Below are 20,280 nucleotides of genomic sequence, written 5' to 3' on the forward strand. Positions count from 1 at the left end.
ACCTCAACCATCCGCGCCCGCCTCATGCCTGAACACAGCCTCGATCTCGACAACCTGGCGCAGTCCATCAAAGACTGGGGGCGCGAGCTGGGCTTTCAGCAGGTCGGCATCAGCGATGTCGAGCTGGGCGAGCACGAGGCCCATCTGCAGCGCTGGCTGGAGGCCGGCTATCAGGGCGAGATGGACTATATGGCCGCCCACGGCAGCAAGCGCGCGCACCCGGAGCAACTGGTGCCCGGCACGCTGCGTGTGGTGTCGCTGCGCATGGACTACCTGCCGGGCGACACGCAGATGAGCCAGCGCCTGGCCCAGCACGAACAGGCTTATATCTCGCGTTATGCCCTGGGCCGCGACTATCACAAGCTGATCCGCAAGCGCCTGCAGCAACTGGCCGAGCGTATCCAGCAGGCCATTGGCCCGTTCGGCTACCGTGCCTTCGTCGACAGCGCCCCGGTGCTGGAAAAGGCCATCGCGGAAAAGGCCGGCCTGGGCTGGATCGGCAAGAACACCCTGGTACTCAATCGCAAGGCCGGTAGCTGGTTCTTCCTCGGCGAGCTGTTCGTCGACCTGCCGCTGCCAGTGGACGCCGCGCATGGCAGCGAGCATTGCGGACGTTGCAGCGCCTGCCTGGACATCTGCCCGACCAATGCGTTTGCCGGGCCTTACCGCCTGGATGCGCGGCGCTGCATCTCCTACCTGACCATCGAACTGAAAGGCTCGATCCCCGAGGAACTGCGCGCGCCCATCGGCAACCGCGTATTCGGCTGCGACGACTGCCAGATCGTCTGCCCCTGGAACCGCTTTGCCCGCCCCACCGAACAGGGCGATTTCCAGCCGCGCCACGGCCTGGACAATGTTGGCCTGGCCGAGCTGTTCCTGTGGACGGAAGAAGAGTTTCTCAGCCGCACCGAAGGCTCGCCGTTGCGCCGTGCCGGCTACGAGCGCTGGCTGCGCAACCTGGCGGTCGGCCTGGGCAACGCCCCCTCCACCATCCCGGTGCTGGAGGCCCTCAATGCACGCCGCGAACATCCGTCCGAGCTGGTGCGCGAACATGTGCAATGGGCGCTGGAGCGCCATGGGGAAAGCAGCCACAAGCCTCAAGCTGCAAGCAACAAGTAAAAGCCGCACACCCCGCCATCCCCGGATTGCATCCGGGCTACGCCGCTCTTGCTCTTAGCTTGCGGCTTGAAGCTTGCCGCTGCTTTCAAGCCTTGAGGAAATGCTGACGGTAGTGCTTGAGCTCGGCGATGGATTCGCGGATGTCATCCAGCGCCTGGTGGGTGGCGGTCTTCTGGAAGCTGTCCTTGACCTCCGGCGCCCACATGCCGGCAAGAATCTTCAGGGTTGAGACGTCCAGGTAGCGGTAGTGGAAGTAGGCTTCCAGCGCCGGCATGTACTTGTACAGGAAGCGCCGATCCTGACCGATGCTGTTGCCGCAGATCGGCGACTTGCCCTTGGGCACCCACTGTTCGAGGAAGGCGATGGTCTGCGCCTCGGCCGTGGCCGTGTCGATGCGGCTTTCACGCACGCGCTGGGTCAGGCCGCTCTGGCCATGGGTGCGGGTGTTCCATTCATCCATGCCAGCCAGGGTCTCGTCGCTCTGGTGAATGGCGATCACCGGGCCTTCGGCCAACACGTTGAGTTCGCTGTCGGTGACGATGGTGGCCATCTCGATGATCACGTCGCGCTCCGGCTCCAGGCCGGTCATTTCCAGGTCGATCCAGATCAGGTTGTTGGGGTTCTGCATGATGGGAGGCTCCTTGGCTCAGACGCGCAGTCTAACAGGCCGTTGAAAAACTACCTGCTAACGGATATCGGCACCCTTGATCTGCCACAGCAGCAACTGGGTCTGCCGCCCCTCGTTGATTGCCAGCAGTCGATCGGCCGGCACACCGGGAATCTCGAAGCTGTTGCTGATCAACCAGCTCCCCGGGCGCATCTCGGCCTGCGCCTTGGCCCACAGGCGCGGCATGGGCACGGGGGAGAGAAAGCAATAGACGACATCGAAATCCGCCAGATCCACCTGCCACAGGTTCAGGTAGCGGACGCGGCAATTGCCCTGCAACAAACAACGCAGCCAGGCGCAGAGAAACACCAGCGGCGCCGTCTCGACACCAACGAACTGGCCACGCGGAAAACGCCGCGCCAACTGCAGCAGGGTGCCGGCCGTGCCGCAGCCCAGATCGATGAAGCGCAGCGGCGGCTCGCGCTCGGCCAGCAAGTCCTGCAGATGCTGTTGCGCACGCCGCCCACTGAGGTACAGCGGCACCTGCTCGCGCAAACTGTTCCAGTTGACCAGCAGCAACACCACGAAACCCAGCAGATAGACCCAGTCGGGCAGCCCGAAGCGTTGCATGAGCAGCAGCGCCGGCACGAAGGCGAAATTGATCCAGCCCCACCAGCGCGACAAGCCCAGACGCCAGCCGATCAGCGCAGCCAGCGCGCCCTGCAGCACGGCCACCGACAGCCACGACAGGCGCCAGGGCCACAGCGCCAGCAGATAGACCAGCACCACCACCAGAGCAACGGCGACTCCCTGCGCCAGCAAGGCTCGCATCACCGGCAGGTGTACCAGGCTCATCCGCTCATCTGTCTGCATTGCACGTCCTCGATCAAGGCGACCGAATCGGCGCCAGAGCGCCATGCTAAACTCGCCGCGACCGACACTCCACCACCCGGACGCTCCATGGCCAAACGCCAACTCAACCGCCGCCAGAGCTGGCGCATCGAAAAAATCCAGGGCGAGCGCGCCGCCCGCGCGGCCAAGCGCGAATCTCGTGCCGTCGAAGCCTTGGAAGGCGGCGATCTGGGTCCCGAGCAGACCGGCCTGGTAATCGCCCACTTCGGCGTACAGGTGGAAGTCGAAGCGCTGCAGGGCGAAAGCAGCGGTCAGGTGTTTCGCTGCCACCTGCGCGCCAACCTGCCAACCCTGGTGACCGGCGATCAGGTGGTCTGGCGCCCAGGCAACCAGGGTGACGGTGTGATCGTCGCGCAACTGCCGAGAAACAGCGAGCTGTGCCGCCCAGACATGCGCGGCCAGCTCAAGCCGGTGGCGGCCAACGTCGACCAGATCGTCATCGTCTTCGCGCCCCTGCCCGAACCCCATGCCAACCTGATCGACCGCTACCTGGTGGCCGCCGAGCATGCCGGCATCCAACCCCTGCTGCTGCTGAACAAGGCCGACCTGATCGACGCTGGCAACAGCGAGGCGCTCAGCGCCCTGCTCGAAGTCTATCGCGAGCTGGGCTATCCGCTGCTGGAGGTGTCGGCACGCCAGGGCGGGGGCATGGAGCGACTGCAGGAGCGCCTGAACGGCCATGTCAGTGTCTTCGTCGGCCAGTCCGGTGTCGGCAAGTCTTCGCTGGTCAACAGCCTGCTGCCGGGCGTCGATACCCGGGTCGGTGCATTGTCGGAGCTGACCGGCAAGGGAACGCACACCACCACCACGGCGCGCCTGTTCCACTTCCCTGGCGGCGGCCAATTGATCGACTCGCCCGGCATCCGCGAATTCGGCCTGGGGCATGTCAGCCGTGACGACGTGGAAGCGGGCTTCATCGAGTTCCACGAACTGCTCGGGCGCTGCCGCTTCCGCGACTGCAAGCATGACCGCGAACCGGGCTGCGCCCTGCTGCAGGCCCTGGAGGATGGGCGCATCAAGCCGCAGCGCATGGCCAGCTACCGGCACATCATCGCCAGCCTGCCACAGGACGATTACTGACGGTTGAGCTGGTCGAGCGAGGTGCCGCCGCTGTCGAAGATGTTCAGACGCTGACGTAGCTGGTCGGCGGGCAATGCGTCAGTCTCGGGGGTGCCCTTGGCACCACTGTCCGGCGCACTGCCAGGCGTTCCTGCCGGCGCCGCTCCCTCTTGTGCAGGCGCGGCCTCACTGCCCTGCTCACCCTCGATATCGCGCTGGGCACGCTTGGTCAGAACGACGATATCGATGCGCCGATTGACCGGATTGAACGGATCTTCACGGTCGAACAGCGCCGACGAGGCATAGCCCACCACCCGTGCCACCTGCTCGTCCGGGTAGCCACCGGCGACCAGAGTACGCCGCGCTGCATTGGCGCGGTTGGCCGACAGCTCCCAGTTGCCGAAGTCGCCGCGCCCAACGAAGGGCTTGGCATCGGTATGGCCGCTGATGCTGATCTTGTTCGGCACGGCCTTGATGGTGTCGGCCATGGCCAGCAGGATGTCCTCGAAGTAGGGTTGCAGCTCGGCACTGCCAAGGGCGAACATCGGCCGGTTCGCAGCATCCATGATCTGGATGCGCAGGCCATCCTGAGTGATCTCGAACAGGATCTGATCCTTGAAGCGCTGCAGCTCGGGGTTTTCCTCCACCTTGTTCTGCAACTCCTGCAGCAGCAGCTCCAGACGCTCACGCTCCATCTTGTCGGCCAGGGTCTCGATCTGATCGGCGCTGACACTGGTTTCGTCCGGCTGACTCTCCGGCGTTTCCGAGACATCCGGGTTGAGGGTGCGCTCGGGTGCCGGCGTCGGCGTGCCACCCAGGTCGATGGCGTAGGGGCTGGCACTTTCGGTGAAGCCGATGGGATCCTGGAAATAACCGGAGATGGCCTTCTTCTGCTCGGGGGTGGCCGAGGTCATCAGCCACATCACCAGGAAGAACGCCATCATGGCGGTGGCGAAGTCGGCGAAGGCGATCTTCCAGGCACCACCATGGTGCCCGCCCGCGGTCTTCTTGACCCGCTTGACGATGATGGGTTGGTTGTTCTCCATCGCTTAGCTGCCGCGCATGGCCTGCTCGAGCTCGCTGAAGCTCGGGCGATGGGCCGGGTACAGCACCTTGCGACCGAACTCCACGGCCAGCGTCGGCGGCATGCCGGAAGCAGAAGCGACCAGGCTCGCCTTGATCGCCTCGTAGAGATTCACCTCTTCCTTGGCATCGTGCTCGAGCGCGTTGGATAGCGGGCCGAAGAAACCGTAGGAGGCAAGAATGCCGAGGAAGGTCCCCACCAGTGCCGTACCCACCTTCTCACCGATCTGCGCGTTGTCCGCCTCGGCCAGGATCGACATGGTGATCACGATACCCAGTACCGCCGCCACGATACCCATGGCCGGCATACCGTCGGCCACCTTGGCCACGGCATGGGCCGGGTGTTCCAGTTCTTCCTTGAGGCTGGCCAGCTCCATGTCGAACAGCCCCTCCAGCTCGTGCGGCGCCATGTTGCCGGACGACATGATGCGCAAGTAATCGCAGATGAACGCGGTCATGCGCGCATCCTTGATCACCCCGGGGTACTTGCTGAAGATCGCGCTGGCGTTGGGATCCTCGATATCGGCCTCGATGGCCATCATGCCTTCGCGTCGGCTCTTGTTGAGAATCTCGTAGAGCAGCTTGAGCACTTCAAGGTAATAGGTATGGGTGAAGCGGGTGCCGAACATGCTCAGGGATTTCTTGAACACCAACATGAACATGTTGCCCGGGTTGGACTGCAGGAACGCCCCTAGTGCCGCACCGCCGATGATCAGAACCTCGAAAGGGTGGATCAATGCCATGAACTTCCCGCCCGAAAGTATGAAGCCACCGAGCACGCAGCCAAAAACGACAATGATGCCTATGATTTTTACCATGGAATAAACGCTTGCAGAGCCTAGTGGATGGGTTATTGAAAACAACCCTTCTAATTATCGGAACTTATACGCCAGACTATAGCCAGTTAAGGTCAAAAGCCAGTTTGGCTCACGTTGAAGATGCCGACCCCCAAACCCATGCCGCGCAGTCTCGATGCCTGGTTGCAGCTACTGGGCCCTTTACGCCTGCCTCTCGAGCAGACGCAGCATGCGCATCTTTGCCGCACCCTGGCCGACAGCCGCAAGACCTGGCGCGACATGGCCGACCAGATAGAGCTTAGCCCAACCTTCGCGCTGCAAATATTGCGTGAGGCCAACCAGTCCGGCGGCAGCCTGAGCGAGCCGGCCGACAGCCTGGAAGCCGCCCTCGCCCGCCTGGGCCTTGCACGCTGCGAAAACCTGCTCAAGCAGACGCCCTCGATACCGGAAGCGGAAATTCCCCAGTCCCTGCGCCAGATTCTGCTGATCAGCCAGCATGCCAGCCAACAGGCGCGCGGCCTGTTCGGCACGCGCCTGGCCCGCTTGTGGAATGAGCTGCATGGTTGCAGCCTGCTGTTTCTCGCACCGCTGTGGCCCCTGCTCAGCAGCTACCCACAACTGTTCAACACCTGGGAGCAGCGCGTGCTGGTCAAGGGCGAGCCGGCCAGCAAGGTCGAACATGAACTTCTGGGTGTTTCGCTGATCCAGCTCTGCTTGAAACTGGCCGAGCGCTGGCGCCTGCCGGAATGGATCGTGCGCAGCTACCAGCTACTGGCCCGCGATCGCCGGCAACTGGTCAAGGCGCTGCATATCGCCCGTGACAACGAACATCCTCTGCATCAGCAGCAGATGCTCGACGCCGACATTCCTCTGCGCCACTGGCTGACCCAGCCCAGCAATTGCGTATTGCTGGCCAACGGCCTGGCCGTGTCGGCGCACCATGCCTGGAATACCGACCACTGCCTGCGCTGGCAACGCCTGGTCGGGCTCTATCTGCAGATACCGCTGAGCGACGTGCAACAGCAGGTGCACCAGCAGGCAGTCAGCAGCGCTAGAACCGGGCACGATCCCAGCCTCTGGCACCCGGCACAAGCACTGCTGTGGCCCTGGCAGGCACGCCATCTGGTGTCCGCCGAGCCGCGCGCGGGCGCGGCCAAGCAGGCCGTGCCCGAGGCCTGGCGCCAGCAGTGCATGCGCCTGATTCGCGAGCCCAGCGACTTCAGCAACTCGCAACAATTGATCACCTGCGCTCGCGATGCCCTCCAGGCCTGTGGTCTGCAGCGCATCCTGCTACTGCTTGCCGACCGCCAACATACGCGCCTGCAAGCGCAACAGAGCGCTGGCCTGGGCAAGGCCGCACAAGGGCTCAACCTCGACCCGGCCAAGAGCCATATCCTGCGCCGCCTGCTCAGCCAGCCTGGGCAGTTGCGCCTGACCCCGGACAATGCCGCGCAGTATTCGGCCCTGCTGCCAGGCGAACTCAAGGCGCTGTTCGTGGGCGAGCACCTGCTGCTGCGCTCACTTGCCAACAATGGTCGAGTGGTCATGCTGCTGCTCGCCGACCAGGGCGGGCAGCCGTTCACCAAGAGCGGCCTGCAGGCCTTTGCCAAAACGGCGCAATGCATCGAGCGCGCCCTGAGCAACTTCAGCAAACGCTCACGCTGAGGGCAAAGCCACAAGCCTGGCGACCTTTCCGCTACAATCGGCCTCTTTCCATTGCGGGAGGCCCCATGTCCCCCTTCGCCGATCTGCCGCTGGTCATAGAACCCGCCGAGCTCGCCGCACGCCTGGATGCGGACGACTTGATACTGGTCGATCTCAGCAGCGCTGCACGCTATGCCGAAGGGCATATTCCCGGCGCGCGCTGGGTCGATAGCAAGCGCACCCAGCTCGGCCAGCCCCCAGCGCCTGGGCTACTCCCGGAGTTGCCGCAGTTGCAAGCGCTGTTCAGCGAGCTGGGCCATCGTCCGGATGCCACCTACGTGGTGTACGACGATGAAGGCGGCGGCTGGGCCGGCCGCTTCATCTGGCTGCTGGACGTCATCGGTCATCCCCGCCAGCACTTTCTCAACGGTGGCTTGCGCGCCTGGATCGGCGAAGGCCGCCCGCTCAGCCAGAGCGTGCCAGAGCCGGGCGACAGCCCCGTGCAGTTGAGCCTGAGCGAAGCCCCGACCGCCACGCGCGACTACCTGCAAGCACGCCTGGGCGCATCCGACCTGGCCATCTGGGATGCGCGCAGCGCCGAGGAATACCGCGGCGAAAAGCTCAACTCGGCAAGGGGCGGGCATGTTCCAGGCGCAATCAACTTCGAGTGGACAGCCGGCATGGATGGCCAGCGTGATCTGCGCATCCGCACGGACATGGCCGAGGTGCTCGACGCACTCGGCATCACGCCAGACAAGGAAGTGATCACCCACTGTCAGACCCACCGCCGCTCCGGCTTCACCTATGTGGTCGCCAAGGCGCTCGGTTATCCACGAGTCAAGGCCTATGCCGGCTCATGGTCGGAATGGGGCAACCTGCCCGATACGCCGATCGAACGCTGAACCTTCAAGGACACACGATGAAACAACGCCTGTTTATTCTCAGCCAGTACCTGCTGCCTCATCACCTGCTCTCGCGCCTGATCGGCTGCGTGGCCGAATGCCGCATCGGCTGGTTGAAGAATCCGCTGATCGACTGGTTCGCCAAGCAGTACCGCGTCGACATGAGCGAGGCCCAGGTCGAAGACCTGCATGCCTACGAGCATTTCAACGCCTTCTTCACCCGTGCTCTGAAAGAGGGTGCGCGCCCACTGGACGAGACGCCGGGGGCCATTCTCTGCCCCGCCGATGGCGCCATCAGCCAGCTCGGCGCCATCGAGCACGGCCGACTCTTCCAAGCCAAGGGGCACAGTTTCAGCGCCGTGGAACTGCTCGGTGGCGACACCGAGCGCGCCGCGCCCTTCATGGGCGGCCAGTTCGCCACCGTCTACCTCTCGCCCAAGGATTACCACCGCGTGCATATGCCGCTGGCCGGCACGCTGAGGGAAATGGTCTACGTGCCGGGACGCCTGTTCTCGGTCAACCAGACCACGGCAGAGAACGTGCCCGAGCTGTTCGCCCGCAACGAGCGCGTGGTCTGCCTGTTCGACACCGAGCGCGGGCCGATGGCCGTGGTGCTGGTGGGCGCGATGATCGTCGCCAGCATCGAAACCGTCTGGGCCGGCCTGGTCACGCCGCCCAAGCGTGAACTCAGGAGCACCCGTTACGACGCCGAGGCACGCGCCCCGATCGAGCTGGCCAAGGGGGCCGAGCTGGGTCGTTTCAAACTCGGCTCCACCGCCATCGTCCTGTTCGGCCCGCAGCAGGTGCAGTGGGCCGAGGCCCTGGGCGCCGGCAGCAACGTGCGCATGGGGCAATTGCTGGGCCAGGCACACGATGCTACCTGACGACACGGCATCTGCACCGGGCAATCCAGCGTCAGCCCGTCACCCACCCCGGGTATGGGCTGCCATGAGCGACAGATGCTGCTAGAGTGCAGGAAAACATGAGGTCGATGAACCTCGAAGCCGCTCGCCTTTTTCAGTGGCCTGGAGCATCCAAGCTTTATGGATAGACAGAGTCCTCACCTGCTTTCATTACGCGTGCCAACCCCAAGCAAAGAGCGCTTGGGGTTCTGCGACGGGACACCGCGTGACCTGAAACGCTGGATCGCTGGTCTACCCAAGGCCAACATCGGTGAAACGGCACGCCAGCTCTATCAGAGCCTGGTGGAGATCAACCAGCTCCTGACGCCTTCCGAGAACCGCCTGCAATTGCTGGAACTGCTGCGACCGGAAATCTACTTCGTCTGCCAGCATCTGGAACGCCACTTCCTCAACCAGGCCATCGTCCTCGACGAGCGCCCACGCAAGGTGGCCAACCTGTGCCAGGCCCTGCAGAACCACCTGGCCATCGGTTACAAACTGATCATCACCCGCACCATCAATCGTAGCGGCAAGGATCGTGAACAACTGCTGGCCGTGGCCCTGCAGCGCGCCATGCACAGCCTGTACAGCCCACTGATCCGCGCCAGCCAGCTCTATTGCCCGGTGCCGGAGGGGCTGTGGCTGGAGTTGCACCTGCTCTATCAGATCGCGGTCGAGCAACGCATGCAGAACCTGGTCATCCGCGACCCACTGGCACGCCAGACGCAAGGTCTGAGCACGCAGCAGACCTACAGCATGGCCCTGCTGCTGGGCTGCGCGCGCACCAACCAGATGCGCCAGAGCGGCATCGCCCGCCTGGCCGAAGCGCTGGAGCCCTGGAGCGCACTGGTACGCCTGCAACCTGGCGATCACCCCAGCAGCCTGTTCGTGCTGGCGCCACAGGTCGACGGTCCGCCGCGTTACAAATCGCTGTATCAGAGTAGCGAGCTGCCCAAGCTGCTGGGCATCGATCCGCAGCCGCTGGTCGACACCATCAAGGATTACCTGACGCAACCGGAAGAGGAACGCAAGAAGTCGCTCCTGCCAATGCCCGAGGGTATCAGCCTGGATCTGCTGCAACATGTTGCAGCCGCCTGGGGCGATATCGCCGAGCGTACCTTCCAGCGCACGCCAGGCCAGGGCACCCTGACGCTGTGTATCGGCATGACCGCCCTGCACTTCTTCCTTTCCGGGCAGCGCTCGTTCGCCGAACTGCTCAGGCGCCCGGTGGAAGTCGGTGCTGCCGTGTTCAAGCCCAGTACGGGCGAGCCGGATATCTGGTCGAATGCCTTCGATGCCCAACGCACGGCCAGCGAAGAGATTCACTTCGAGGAAATCCAGTACAGCAAGACCACCCCAGGCGAGCAGGAACCCGCAGCCAGCGCCGAGGAAAGCTATCCCACCTACCCGCTGCTGATCGTCAACCACAGCCCGGGCGGCTACTGCCTGTCCTGGGTCAAGGACGTGCCCAGCCAGCTTCAGGCTGGCGAGTTGCTCGGCGTCCAGGACAACCCCAGCCAGGGCTGGAGTGTGGCCATCGTGCGCTGGATTCGTCAGGTGCGTGGCGGCGGCACGCAAATGGGCATCGAGCTGATCGCGCCGCACGCGCAACCTTGCGGCCTGCAATTGCTGCGCAAGACCGAGCAGAACAGCCAGTACCTGCGTGCCTTGCTGCTGCCGGAGATCGCGGCCATTTCCCGCCCGGCCAGCCTGATCACACCCCGCCTGCCCTTCCAGGAAGGCAGCAAGGTGCTGATCAACAACCAGGGCGTGGAGCATCGCGCCACGTTGACACGGCGCCAGCTCAGCACCGGCAGTTTCAGCCAGTTCGAGTACCACCGCGCCAACCAGGAAGAGGTCACGGGCGGGACTCCCGTCACAGCCTCGCAAAGCCAGAAGCCTGCTGGAGAGGAAGATTTTGACTCGCTCTGGAAGTCGCTGTAGGCTGCCGAAACTTCACCATTCGTCGCCTTTTCGCGCCCGTTCGGCGCGGTATTGACCCTCCCCTATGGCCATCGACAAGAAAACCATCCGCCTGCTGATCCTCGAGGATTCGCAGAACGAGGCTGAGCGCCTGGTCAGCCTGTTCCGCAACGCCGGCCATGCCACCCGCGTGCACCGCCTGGTCTCCAGCGATGACCTGGCCGAAGCCTTGCAGAACACCTGGGATCTGCTGATCTGTGCACCAAGCAGCGAACTGCTGGAGCCCAGCGAAGCGATCACCGCCATTCGCCGCCTGGCCAAGGACATTCCGGTCATTCAGCTCGTCGCCGACAACGAGTCCGAAGCCATCACCGAGGCCATGATGTTCGGCGCTCAGGATGCGCTGCCCCAGGGCGAGGACGAACGCCTGGTGCTGGTGGCCAAGCGCGAGCTGGCCAACCTGGCCGAGCGCCGTGCCCGCCGCGCGGCCGAACTGGCCCTGCGTGAAGCGGAAAAACGCTGCCAGTTGCTGCTGGAAAGCTCGGTGGACGCCATCACCTATGTGCACGACGGCATGCACATCTATGCCAACCGTGCTTATCTCGAGCTGTTCGGCTACAGCGATGCCGACGAGCTGGAAGGCATGCCGATGATCGACCTGATCGCCAGTGCCGACCAAGGGGCGTTCAAGGACTTCCTCAAGCATTACCAGAACGATGAAGGGAGCGCCGACCTCAGTTGCCACGGCGTGCGCGCCGACGGCAGCAGCTTTGCCGCGCAGATGAGCCTCTCCCCTGCCACCTACGATGGCGAACCCTGCATTCAGGCGGTCATTCGCGCAGAAACCTCGAATGCCGAGCTGGAGGAAAAACTGCGCGAGATCAGCAGTCAGGATCTGGTGACTGGCCTGTTCAACCGCGTGCACTTCATCGAGCTGATGGATGTCGCCGCCGAACGCGCGGTCAAGGGGGAACAGCCGGCCACGCTCGCCTATATCCGCGTCGACCGTTATGCCAGCCTGCAGGGTGATATCGGCCTGGCCGGCATCGACCTGCTGCTGACCGACCTCGCCGGCCTGCTGCGCGCGCACTTCCCGGTGGAAACCCAGCTAGCTCGCTTCGGCGACGATGTGTTCGCTGCGCTGCTACCCGGAAAAACGCCCGAACAGTGCACACCAGCGCTCAAGGAACTGCTGAAGAAAGTCGAAGGGCATCTCTTCGACATCAGCGGGCGCACGGCGCAAACCACGCTGTCCATTGGTGTTGCCGGTCTTAGCGAGAAGACCGCCAAGGTTCAGGAAGTCATCGAGCGCGCCCATCGCTGTGCCGATGAGCTGAGCGACGGCAATGCCATCAAGATCTTCAACCCCGCCGAGGAACTGGCCGCTGCTGCCAACCGTGGCAACCTGCAGGCCATGGTGCAGCAGGCGCTGGAGAACAACAGCTTCCGCCTGCTGTTCCAGCCCATCATCAGCCTGCGTGGCGACGCCCACGAACACTACGAAGTACTGCTACGCCTGCTCAACCCACAAGGTGAGGAGGTGCCGCCGCCACAGTTCATGGCCGCTGCCCGCGATGCCGGCCTGGGCGAGAAGATCGACCGCTGGGTCATCCTCAACTCGATCAAGATACTCGCCAGCCATCGCGCCAAGGGCCACAACACCCGCCTGTTCGTGCACCTGTCCACCTCCAGCCTGCAGGATCAGACCTTGCTGCCCTGGCTCAGCGTGGCGCTCAAGGCCGCCCGCCTGCCGTCCGACTGTCTGGTGTTCCAGTTCAGCGAACCCGATGCCATCGCCTACCTCAAACAGGCCAAGGCACTCACCCAGGGGTTGGCCGAGCTGCACTGCAAGGTCGCGCTGAGCCAGTTCGGCTGTGCAATCAACCCATTCAATGCGCTCAAGCACCTGCATATCGACTTCGTCAAGGTTGACGGCTCCTTCACTCAGGATCTGGGCAAGGCCGAGAATCAGGAGGCGCTCAAGACCCTGCTTGCCAGCCTGCATTCCCAGGCCAAGCTGACCATCGTGCCCTTCGTCGAGAGCGCCAGCATGCTGGCTACCCTGTGGCAGGCCGGGGTCAACTTCATCCAGGGCTACTACCTGCAGGGCCCCAGCCAGTCCATGGATTACGACTTCTCTGCAGGCGACGAGTAGCAATCGCCCATCTCACGCACAAAGCCGCGCAATGCGCGGCTTTGTGCGTTCTGCTAGGCAGTAAGTGGGGGAGGGACAGGACTAAGGCGTGAGCGGCAAGGCTCATGCCGAGTTGCGCGATTCCTCGAGCTGATTGGCCAGCAACTGCACCAGTTGTTTCTGGTGTACCAGTTCGGCTTCGCAATCGACCGACCGCTCCAGGCGGAAGACGATTTCGCTGTTCATGCTGCGATAGTTGTATTCAGCTTTTTCGTGAATCTGGTTACGTAGTGCCTCGGGCATTCGTAGAACGAACTTGTCAGTGATTTTGGGCATAAAGACTCCATTATGGTTGTCATTACCAATTGATGAGTGGCAAAGACAACCCCCTGCGGATTCGCTATTTTCTTTCCATCTAGCACCTCTCCGCGCATGAAATTCGGCTCGACCGAGCATCCTCTCGACGGCATAGAATTATTTCTCTTGTCTATACAGTCGAGTATTCAGATGCTCAGGAGTTCAGTAAAAAATCGTCCCAGGCATCTTCAGTATTCCTGCCCGAAGCCGTCTATCCTGGCTGTTTGCGGGCGTTTCTCGACCTACTTCTCGCGCGGCCGTGTGGCTGTATAGCCTCCCAACAGCCAAGCCGAAGAGGGACGCTCGGGGCGTCATTAACCGCACCTCTGGTAGACAGGCTAACGACACAGGCCTTTACACCGCGTAGCCCAGCACGCGCGGCAGCCACAGGGCGATTTCCGGGAAGATCGCCACCAGCAGCAAAGCGCTGGCCATCACCACGACGAACAGCGCCGCCCAGCCGACGGTCTGCTCCAGGCGTATCCTGGCCACCTCCGTCGTCACCATCAGGTTGATCGCCACCGGCGGGGTGAACTGGCCGATGGCGATGTTCATCGCCAGCAGGATGCCGAACCACACCGGGTTCCAGCCGAAGTGCTGCATCACCGGAATCAGGATCGGCATCAGGATCAGGTAGATGGAGATGGCATCGAGCAGCATGCCGGCCAGCAGCACCGCGAGCATCACCAGCGCCAGCAGCACCCAGCCGTTGTCCGACAGCGAGATCAGCCATTCGGCCAGGTGGCGGAAGGTGCCGAGCAGGGTGCCGGCCCAGGCGAAGATGCCGGCCAGGGCAATGATCAGCATGACCACGCCGGAAATCACCCCCGCCTCGCCGCACAGGCGCCAGAGGCTGCGCCAGTCCAGCTCGCGGGTGACGAACAGGCCGATCGCCACGCCGTAGGCCACGCCGACCACGGCGGCTTCGGTCGGTGTGAACAGGCCACTGCGCAGGCCGCCGAGGATCAGTACCGGGGCGAACAACGCCGGCAGCGCCTGCTTGAAGCTCGCGCCGATGGCCGGACGCTCGCCCTGCTCCGGGGATTCCCAACCATAACGACGTGACAGCAGCCAGGCCGGCAGCAACAGCACCAGGCCGGCGAGAATGCCGGGGAACAGGCCGGCAGCGAACAGCGCGCGCAGGTCGACGCCTGGCACCACGATGGAGTAGAGGATCAGCGCAATCGACGGCGGAATCAGGATGGCGGTGGAGGCCGAGGCGGCGATCAGGGTGGCCGAGAACGGCTTGGGATAACCCGCCTTGGTCATGCTCGGCAGCATCACCATGGCCACGGCCGCAGCATCGGCCGGGCCGGAACCGCTCATGCCGCCCATGATCAGGCACACCAGCACCGCAACCAAGGCCAGGCCGCCATGCCGTGGGCCGATCAGCGCCTGGGCGAAGCGCACCAGTCTGAGCGCCACGCCGGCTTTCTCGAACACCAGGCCGGTGAGGATGAACAGAGGAATGGCGATCAGCGGGTACTTGGCCACGCCGTTGTAGGTGTTGGTGCCGAGGGTGGCGAGCATGTCCGGCGACAGGCCGGCGATGATGCCGATGGCGCCGGACAGGCCGAGGGCGAAGGCCACCGGCACGCCGAGCGCCAGCAGCACGACGAAGCTGAGGATCAGCCAGAGATCAGGGCTCATCGCTGATCCTCCCACGCAGACGATCAAGGGTCATCTGGGTCAAACGCACGAATACCAGCAGCGCCAGGATCGGCAGCCAGATCACGTACCACCAGTTGGGCAGGCCGAGGCCGGGCGATTCGGAATCCCACTGGAACTCCTCCCAGGCGAACTGGCCGCCGTACCAGCACACCAGCCCCAGCACCAGCACGCCGGCCAGCCACTGCAGCAGGATCAAAGGCGTGCGCAGGCGCGGGAACAGGCGCTCGAGCAGGCCGATACGGATGTGTCGGTTGCTGCGCATGGCCACCGAGGCACCGGCAAAGGTGAGGATGACCAGCAGGAACACCGAGATTTCCTCGGTGAAGGCAAAGGATGCATCGGTGAAATAACGCACCACCACGTTGGCCAGGCTGATCAGGCTGATGATCACCAGGGCCAGGGTGGCGAGCACGCGCTCCAGCGGCGCGTCGACTTGTTTGCTCATAGGAACCTCGAATGACCGGAGCAATGTGATCGCGCGGCGGCGCCCCCTGCCCTCCCCCGCCCCCCTTCCAGGAATGGGAGAGGGGAGCGGAGCAGGCTAAGGGAGCTTCCGGTCAGATAAAACGAATCAGGGCTGAGCCACGGCCTTGCGCGCGGCTTCCATCAGCGCGTCGCCAATGCGCGGTGCCCATTTCTCCTGCACGCTGGCAGTGGCCTCGACGAAGGCGGCGCGCTCGGCGTCGGTCAGCTCGATCACTTCCACACCACGCTCGCGGATGTCGGCCAGGCGCTTCGACTGAGCGCCACGCGACAGCTCGATCTCCCACTTGCCGGCGTCACGCGCGGCCTGGCTGAGCAGCTCGCGATCTTCCTCGGGCAGGGATTTCCACACGCGCTGGTTGACGGCGAAGATCAGTGGATCGGCCATGTAGTCCCACAGGGTCAGGTACTTCTGGCCAACCTGGTCGATACGCGCCACGTCGAAGACCGACAGCGGATTTTCCTGGCCGTCCACCGCGCCGGTGGTCAGCGCCGGCTTGGCGTCGGCCCAGCTCATCTGCGTGGGGTTGGCGCCGAGGGCGGTGAAGGTGTCCTGGAACAGCGGCGAGCCGACCACGCGGATCTTTAGGCCCACCAGATCGGCCGGGCTGCGTACCGGCTTGGCCGAGTTGGACAGTTGGCGGAAGCCGTTCTCGCCCCAGGCCAGCGGCACGATGCCGCGCTGCTCGATGGCGGCGAAGGCCAGCTTGCCGGCTTCACCCTGGGTGATGGCGTCGAGGTCGGCGTCGTTCTTCATCAGAAACGGCAGAGAGAACAGGTTGAGCTCCGGCACCTGCGGCGACCAGTTGATGGTCGAGCCCACGGCCATGTCGATCAGGCCCGAGCGCATGGCGGAAAATTCCTTGGTCTGGTCGCCGGCGACCAGTTGCGCGTTGGGGTACACGCGCAGGGTGATGCGCCCCGCAGAGCGCTCGTTGACCAGATCGGCCCACTTCTGCGCGGCCTGGCCCCAGGGAAAGGCATCCGAAAGCACGGTGGAAACGGAGTATTCACGCGCCTGCGCGGTGGCGCACAGGGCGGTCAGCGCAGCGCCGGCGGCGAGCGCGGAGAAGAGTCGCTTGAGTTTCATGGGGCGTCCTTGTGTGGATCTTGGTGTTGTCGTTGTGGCACCGGCACAGCGGTGCGGATCCAGCGGCGGGCGGTTGGCTCGCCAGGCATGCCCGGTCGGCATGCGAAAGGGACACGGCAGGTGTCTCGGCTGCCGGGCAGGCCTTGTGGGCGTTCGGCAGGTGCCGCGGGTTACGCGCAGCCGCCCAACTATTCCAGAAGCGTGCAACGAATGCCATTGTCTGATGTCCGTCGACATTGCCCGTCGTGATTGGCACTGCCCATAATCGGCGGCATTTCATACCGGACATTCGCCCATGGCCATTTCTCGCGACGACCTCGACCAGCACGGCCTGATCATCGGCGTGTCGCCCGAGCGCTTTCGCGCCGTGGCCATGCCACTGCTGTTCGATCACCTCGATGCCCAGTGCGAGGGCACCATCGCGGTCAATCGCCAGGCGCGCATCGTCTGGATCAACGACAAGTACGCGCAGAAGGTGGGCATCGCCGATGCGCGCACGGCGCTGGGCAAGGAAATCGAGGAAGTGCTGCCGGCCAGCCGCCTACGTGAGGTGGTGGAAAGCGGCCAGCCGAGCATGCTCGATCTGATGGCCTTCGGCGACGAGCATTTCGTGGTCACCCGCATTCCGCTGCGCGACGAGGACGGCACCCTGGTCGGCGCCCTGGGCTTCGTATTGTTCGACCGCGCCCGCCATCTCAAGCCGCTGATGGCCAAGTACGCCAACCTGCAGACGCAACTACTCGCCACCCAGCACGAGCTGGCCAAGGCGCGGCGGGCGCGCTACACCATCGCCGGCTTCATCGGCGCCAGCGGTGCGGCCAGCGAGGTCAAGCGCCAGGCCCGCCGTGCTGCGCAACTCGATGCCACGGTGCTGATCCGCGGCGAGACCGGCACCGGCAAGGAGCTGCTGGCTCAGGGCATCCACAACCTGTCGCCACGGGCCAACGGGCCCTTCGTCGCGGTCAACGTCGCGGCGATCCCGGAAACCCTGGTGGAGGCCGAACTGTTCGGCACCGCGCCGGGCGCCTTCACCGGCGCCGAGCGCAAGGGGCGCATCGGCAAGTTCGAGGTGGCCAACGGCGGCACCCTGTTTCTCGATGAAATCGGCGACCTGCCGCTGCCATTGCAGGCCAAGCTGCTGCGCGTGCTGCAGGAGCAGGAGGTGGAGCCGCTCGGCTCCAACCAGGTCAAGCCGCTCAACGTGCGGGTGATCGCGGCGACTCATATCGATCTGGAAGCCAAAGTGGCCGCCGGGCAGTTTCGCGACGACCTCTACTACCGCCTCAACGTGCTGACCCTGCGCGTGCCGCCGCTGCGCGAGCGTGCCAGCGACATTCCGGCACTGATCGAACACCTGCTGGACGACCTGGCCAACCGCTCCGGCCTGGCACCCATGGAGCTGACGGACGATGCCCTCGCCCTGCTCTGCGCGCAGCCGTGGAAGGGCAATGTGCGTGAGCTGCGCAACCTGCTGGAACGGGCGCAACTGGCGGTCGATGGGCGACTGGATGAAGAAGCTTTGCGTGGTTTGCTGGTCGATCCAGTGGCGCCGAGTGAACCGGTGCCCGTTGCGCCGCTGATAACGAGCACAGCGCAGACCTTGGCCGAGCAGTTGGCGCAGGCCGAGCGCCAGGCGCTGCTGGCGGCTCTGGCCGCTACCGACGGCAATCGCCAATTGGCCGCCGAACGCCTGGGCATTTCCCGCGCCGGGCTCTACGCCAAGCTGGCACAGCATGGGCTGGGGCGCAGGGGCTAAGCGCCTCATCCTGTAGGAGCCGGCTTGCCGACGATGTGCCCAACAATGCTTCGCGGCTAAAGCCGCTCCTAGAGATAACGTTGTCGGCCGCAATTGCGTAGCCCGGATGAAATCCGGGGATCAGGCCCCGCAAAAGCCCCGGATTGCATCCGGGCTACGCGTCCAGAATTCTGGAATCCATATCAAATAGAGTCCAACAATATGGACTTAATCCAGAAAACTGGACAGTCACCTACATCCATCCTGGCAGCACTGTATCCGACATAACCGCCTGAGACCCGCTGGCCATCAGCCCTCCAGCCTTATCGACGAAAGCCTCACCCCAGCCTGGCACGACTCTGGCTCTATATCCGGCAAAGGCGCGCTGACGCATCTGCGCCTTCCCGATAAAACGGCCTCGAGCCGCTAGAACAACAACAAAAGGAACCGCCCATGGGTACCCTCGGTATTCTTATTTCCCTCGCCTTGTTGATGTACCTCGCCTATCGCGGCATCAACGTCCTGATCCTCGCCCCGCTGCTGGCCCTGCTGGCGTTGCTGTTCGCCGGCGACATCGCCCTGCTGCTGCCCACCTACACCCAGGTGTTCATGAAGGCCATGGGCGGCTACGTGATCCAGTTCTTCCCGCTATTCCTGCTCGGCGCGCTGTTCGGCAAGCTGATGGACGACTCGGGGTCGGCGCGCGCCATCGCCCACGGCATAGTCGCCAAGGTCGGCAGCGAGCGCGCCATCCTGGCCATCGTGCTGGCCTGCGGCATCCTCACCTACGGCGGTGTGTCGCTGTTCGTGGTGGCCTTCGCCGTCTATCCGATCGGCGCCGCACTGTTCCGCGAGGCGGGCATTCCCAAGCGTCTGCTGCCCGGCGCCATCGCTCTCGGTGCGTTCACCTTCACCATGACCGCGCTGCCCGGCACCCCAGCGATCCAGAACGCCATCCCCAACCCCTTCTTCGGCACCGACGCCTTCGCCGCACCGGGCCTGGGCGTGATTGGCGGCCTGATCATGTTCGGCCTCGGCACCTGGTGGCTTACCGCGCAGTCGCGCAAGCTGATGGCCGCGGGTGAAGGCTATGGTGAGCACCGCGACGACCCGGTGAGTGAGGAGCGCCGCGACATCCCAGGCTTCTGGCTGGCACTGCTGCCGATCTTCGTGGTGATCGTGCTGAACTTCCTGATGGCCAAGCAGATTTTGCCAGCCGTCGACACCAGCTACCTGGCCAAGCCGGAATACGGTGGTCTGCAGGATGCCAAGTCGCTGATCGGCATCTGGTCGATCATCGCTGCCCTGGGCGCCGCCATCGTGCTGCTGATCGCCCTGCACTGGAAGCGCTGGATGGATCTGAAGAAGAGCGTAAACGACGGCGCCTTCGGCTCCATGCTGCCGATCCTCAACACCGCCGCCGAGGTGGGTTACGGCACGGTGATCGCATCCTTGGCCGGCTTCGTCATCATCCGCGACCTGGTACTGGGCGTCTCCAGCAACCCGCTGATCTCCGAAGCGGTCGCGGTGAACATCCTCGCGGGTATCACCGGCTCCGCCTCTGGCGGCATGTCCATCGCCCTGAAGACCCTCGGCGCGCAGTACCTGGAAATGGCCAACGCCGCCGGCATCAGCCCCGAATTGCTGCACCGCGTCGCCGCCATGGCCTCAGGCTGCATGGACACCCTGCCGCACAACGGCGCGGTGATCTCGCTGCTGGCGATCTGCAAGCTTACCCACCGCGAGTCGTACAAGTTCATCTTCGTCAACACCGTGGCCTTCCCGCTGATGGCACTGGCTGTGGTCATTACCCTAGGCACGCTGTTCGGCAGCTTCTGACAGGACGCGACAAAGCTACTGCG

The 20,280-nt window shown here is 64.1% G+C and carries 17 protein-coding genes; 9 read left to right on the top strand and 8 right to left on the bottom strand.

All coding sequences use genetic code 11. The features are described 5' to 3' along the window. The first annotated feature begins 24 nt into the window (after window positions 1–24). Entirely contained in the window at window positions 25–1,119 is a 1,095-nt protein-coding gene (gene queG, locus PVE35_RS22005) for a tRNA epoxyqueuosine(34) reductase QueG (protein ID WP_277372974.1), read from the top strand. An 85-nt stretch (window positions 1,120–1,204) separates the two neighbouring features. Here the strand turns inward: queG and orn are convergent, their stop codons facing one another. Together orn and PVE35_RS22015 are read right to left on the bottom strand one after the other, a co-directional pair. After that, window positions 1,205–1,747: an oligoribonuclease gene (gene orn / locus PVE35_RS22010; RefSeq protein ID WP_268179209.1), complete on the bottom strand. Its 543-nt coding sequence runs from the start codon at window positions 1,745–1,747 to the stop codon at window positions 1,205–1,207. 57 nt (window positions 1,748–1,804) lie between these two features. Then, entirely contained in the window at window positions 1,805–2,581 is a 777-nt protein-coding gene (locus PVE35_RS22015) for a class I SAM-dependent methyltransferase (protein WP_277372975.1), read from the bottom strand. A 105-nt stretch (window positions 2,582–2,686) separates the two neighbouring features. On the opposite strand from PVE35_RS22015, the gene rsgA reads away from it, so the two are divergent. Then, a complete protein-coding gene (rsgA, locus tag PVE35_RS22020) occupies window positions 2,687–3,718 on the top strand; it encodes a small ribosomal subunit biogenesis GTPase RsgA (RefSeq protein ID WP_277372976.1) in 1,032 nt (343 codons plus the stop codon). Here rsgA and motB read toward each other — a convergent pair. Continuing rightward, window positions 3,712–4,743, bottom strand: a complete 1,032-nt coding sequence (gene motB / locus PVE35_RS22025) for a flagellar motor protein MotB (protein WP_268179212.1) — start codon at window positions 4,741–4,743, stop codon at window positions 3,712–3,714. The genes rsgA and motB overlap by 7 nt on opposite strands. Window positions 4,744–4,746: 3 nt before the next feature. Beyond that, window positions 4,747–5,598: a flagellar motor stator protein MotA gene (gene motA / locus PVE35_RS22030; RefSeq protein WP_268179213.1), complete on the bottom strand. Its 852-nt coding sequence runs from the start codon at window positions 5,596–5,598 to the stop codon at window positions 4,747–4,749. Window positions 5,599–5,718: 120 nt separating this feature from the next. On the opposite strand from motA, the gene PVE35_RS22035 reads away from it, so the two are divergent. The 5 genes from PVE35_RS22035 to PVE35_RS22055 all read left to right on the top strand — a co-directional run bounded on the left by PVE35_RS22035 (window position 5,719) and on the right by PVE35_RS22055 (window position 13,103). Then, window positions 5,719–7,242: an HDOD domain-containing protein gene (locus PVE35_RS22035; protein WP_277372977.1), complete on the top strand. Its 1,524-nt coding sequence runs from the start codon at window positions 5,719–5,721 to the stop codon at window positions 7,240–7,242. Window positions 7,243–7,307: 65 nt separating this feature from the next. After that, window positions 7,308–8,123 carry a rhodanese-like domain-containing protein gene (locus tag PVE35_RS22040; RefSeq protein WP_277372978.1) on the top strand — a complete coding sequence of 272 codons (816 nt, stop codon included), beginning with the start codon at window positions 7,308–7,310 and terminating at the stop codon, window positions 8,121–8,123. 17 nt (window positions 8,124–8,140) lie between these two features. Then, entirely contained in the window at window positions 8,141–9,007 is an 867-nt protein-coding gene (asd, locus tag PVE35_RS22045; RefSeq protein WP_268179216.1) for an archaetidylserine decarboxylase, read from the top strand. A 159-nt stretch (window positions 9,008–9,166) separates the two neighbouring features. Beyond that, on the top strand, window positions 9,167–10,969 hold the full coding sequence (locus PVE35_RS22050) for a molecular chaperone (RefSeq protein ID WP_277372979.1): 1,803 nt from the start codon (window positions 9,167–9,169) through the stop codon (window positions 10,967–10,969). 64 nt (window positions 10,970–11,033) lie between these two features. Then, window positions 11,034–13,103, top strand: a complete 2,070-nt coding sequence (locus PVE35_RS22055) for an EAL domain-containing protein (RefSeq protein WP_277372980.1) — start codon at window positions 11,034–11,036, stop codon at window positions 13,101–13,103. A 102-nt stretch (window positions 13,104–13,205) separates the two neighbouring features. Here the strand turns inward: PVE35_RS22055 and PVE35_RS22060 are convergent, their stop codons facing one another. The 4 genes from PVE35_RS22060 to PVE35_RS22075 form a co-directional block, all read right to left on the bottom strand. Then, a complete protein-coding gene (locus PVE35_RS22060) occupies window positions 13,206–13,418 on the bottom strand; it encodes an Arc family DNA-binding protein (protein ID WP_268179219.1) in 213 nt (70 codons plus the stop codon). 375 nt (window positions 13,419–13,793) lie between these two features. Beyond that, on the bottom strand, window positions 13,794–15,089 hold the full coding sequence (locus PVE35_RS22065) for a TRAP transporter large permease (RefSeq protein ID WP_268179220.1): 1,296 nt from the start codon (window positions 15,087–15,089) through the stop codon (window positions 13,794–13,796). Beyond that, window positions 15,079–15,555 (bottom strand): TRAP transporter small permease, encoded by a 477-nt coding sequence (locus PVE35_RS22070; RefSeq protein ID WP_074939869.1) that lies wholly within the window; start codon window positions 15,553–15,555, stop codon window positions 15,079–15,081. The genes PVE35_RS22065 and PVE35_RS22070 overlap by 11 nt, the downstream gene beginning before the upstream one ends. Window positions 15,556–15,681: 126 nt before the next feature. Continuing rightward, window positions 15,682–16,683, bottom strand: coding sequence for a DctP family TRAP transporter solute-binding subunit (locus PVE35_RS22075; protein ID WP_268179222.1), 1,002 nt, complete (start codon window positions 16,681–16,683; stop codon window positions 15,682–15,684). A gap of 295 nt (window positions 16,684–16,978) precedes the next feature. On the opposite strand from PVE35_RS22075, the gene PVE35_RS22080 reads away from it, so the two are divergent. Further along, window positions 16,979–18,439: a sigma 54-interacting transcriptional regulator gene (locus PVE35_RS22080; RefSeq protein WP_268179223.1), complete on the top strand. Its 1,461-nt coding sequence runs from the start codon at window positions 16,979–16,981 to the stop codon at window positions 18,437–18,439. Window positions 18,440–18,871: 432 nt separating this feature from the next. Beyond that, a complete protein-coding gene (locus PVE35_RS22085; protein ID WP_277372981.1) occupies window positions 18,872–20,257 on the top strand; it encodes a GntP family permease in 1,386 nt (461 codons plus the stop codon). The last annotated feature ends 23 nt before the right edge of the window (window positions 20,258–20,280 follow it).

This window comes from Pseudomonas sp. AA-38, from assembly GCF_029457475.1.
Classification (GTDB): Bacteria; Pseudomonadota; Gammaproteobacteria; order Pseudomonadales; family Pseudomonadaceae; genus Aquipseudomonas.

Coding starts and splice junctions, on each gene's coding strand:
- orn (WP_268179209.1), bottom strand. CDS start 1,747: ATGCAGAACCCCAACAACCTGATCTGGATCGACCTGGAAATGACCGGC.
- PVE35_RS22085 (WP_277372981.1), top strand. CDS start 18,872: ATGGGTACCCTCGGTATTCTTATTTCCCTCGCCTTGTTGATGTACCTC.
- rsgA (WP_277372976.1), top strand. CDS start 2,687: ATGGCCAAACGCCAACTCAACCGCCGCCAGAGCTGGCGCATCGAAAAA.
- PVE35_RS22050 (WP_277372979.1), top strand. CDS start 9,167: ATGGATAGACAGAGTCCTCACCTGCTTTCATTACGCGTGCCAACCCCA.
- PVE35_RS22075 (WP_268179222.1), bottom strand. CDS start 16,683: ATGAAACTCAAGCGACTCTTCTCCGCGCTCGCCGCCGGCGCTGCGCTG.
- PVE35_RS22040 (WP_277372978.1), top strand. CDS start 7,308: ATGTCCCCCTTCGCCGATCTGCCGCTGGTCATAGAACCCGCCGAGCTC.
- PVE35_RS22055 (WP_277372980.1), top strand. CDS start 11,034: ATGGCCATCGACAAGAAAACCATCCGCCTGCTGATCCTCGAGGATTCG.
- motB (WP_268179212.1), bottom strand. CDS start 4,743: ATGGAGAACAACCAACCCATCATCGTCAAGCGGGTCAAGAAGACCGCG.
- queG (WP_277372974.1), top strand. CDS start 25: ATGCCTGAACACAGCCTCGATCTCGACAACCTGGCGCAGTCCATCAAA.
- asd (WP_268179216.1), top strand. CDS start 8,141: ATGAAACAACGCCTGTTTATTCTCAGCCAGTACCTGCTGCCTCATCAC.
- motA (WP_268179213.1), bottom strand. CDS start 5,598: ATGGTAAAAATCATAGGCATCATTGTCGTTTTTGGCTGCGTGCTCGGT.
- PVE35_RS22060 (WP_268179219.1), bottom strand. CDS start 13,418: ATGCCCAAAATCACTGACAAGTTCGTTCTACGAATGCCCGAGGCACTA.
- PVE35_RS22065 (WP_268179220.1), bottom strand. CDS start 15,089: ATGAGCCCTGATCTCTGGCTGATCCTCAGCTTCGTCGTGCTGCTGGCG.
- PVE35_RS22015 (WP_277372975.1), bottom strand. CDS start 2,581: ATGAGCCTGGTACACCTGCCGGTGATGCGAGCCTTGCTGGCGCAGGGA.
- PVE35_RS22080 (WP_268179223.1), top strand. CDS start 16,979: ATGGCCATTTCTCGCGACGACCTCGACCAGCACGGCCTGATCATCGGC.
- PVE35_RS22035 (WP_277372977.1), top strand. CDS start 5,719: ATGCCGACCCCCAAACCCATGCCGCGCAGTCTCGATGCCTGGTTGCAG.
- PVE35_RS22070 (WP_074939869.1), bottom strand. CDS start 15,555: ATGAGCAAACAAGTCGACGCGCCGCTGGAGCGCGTGCTCGCCACCCTG.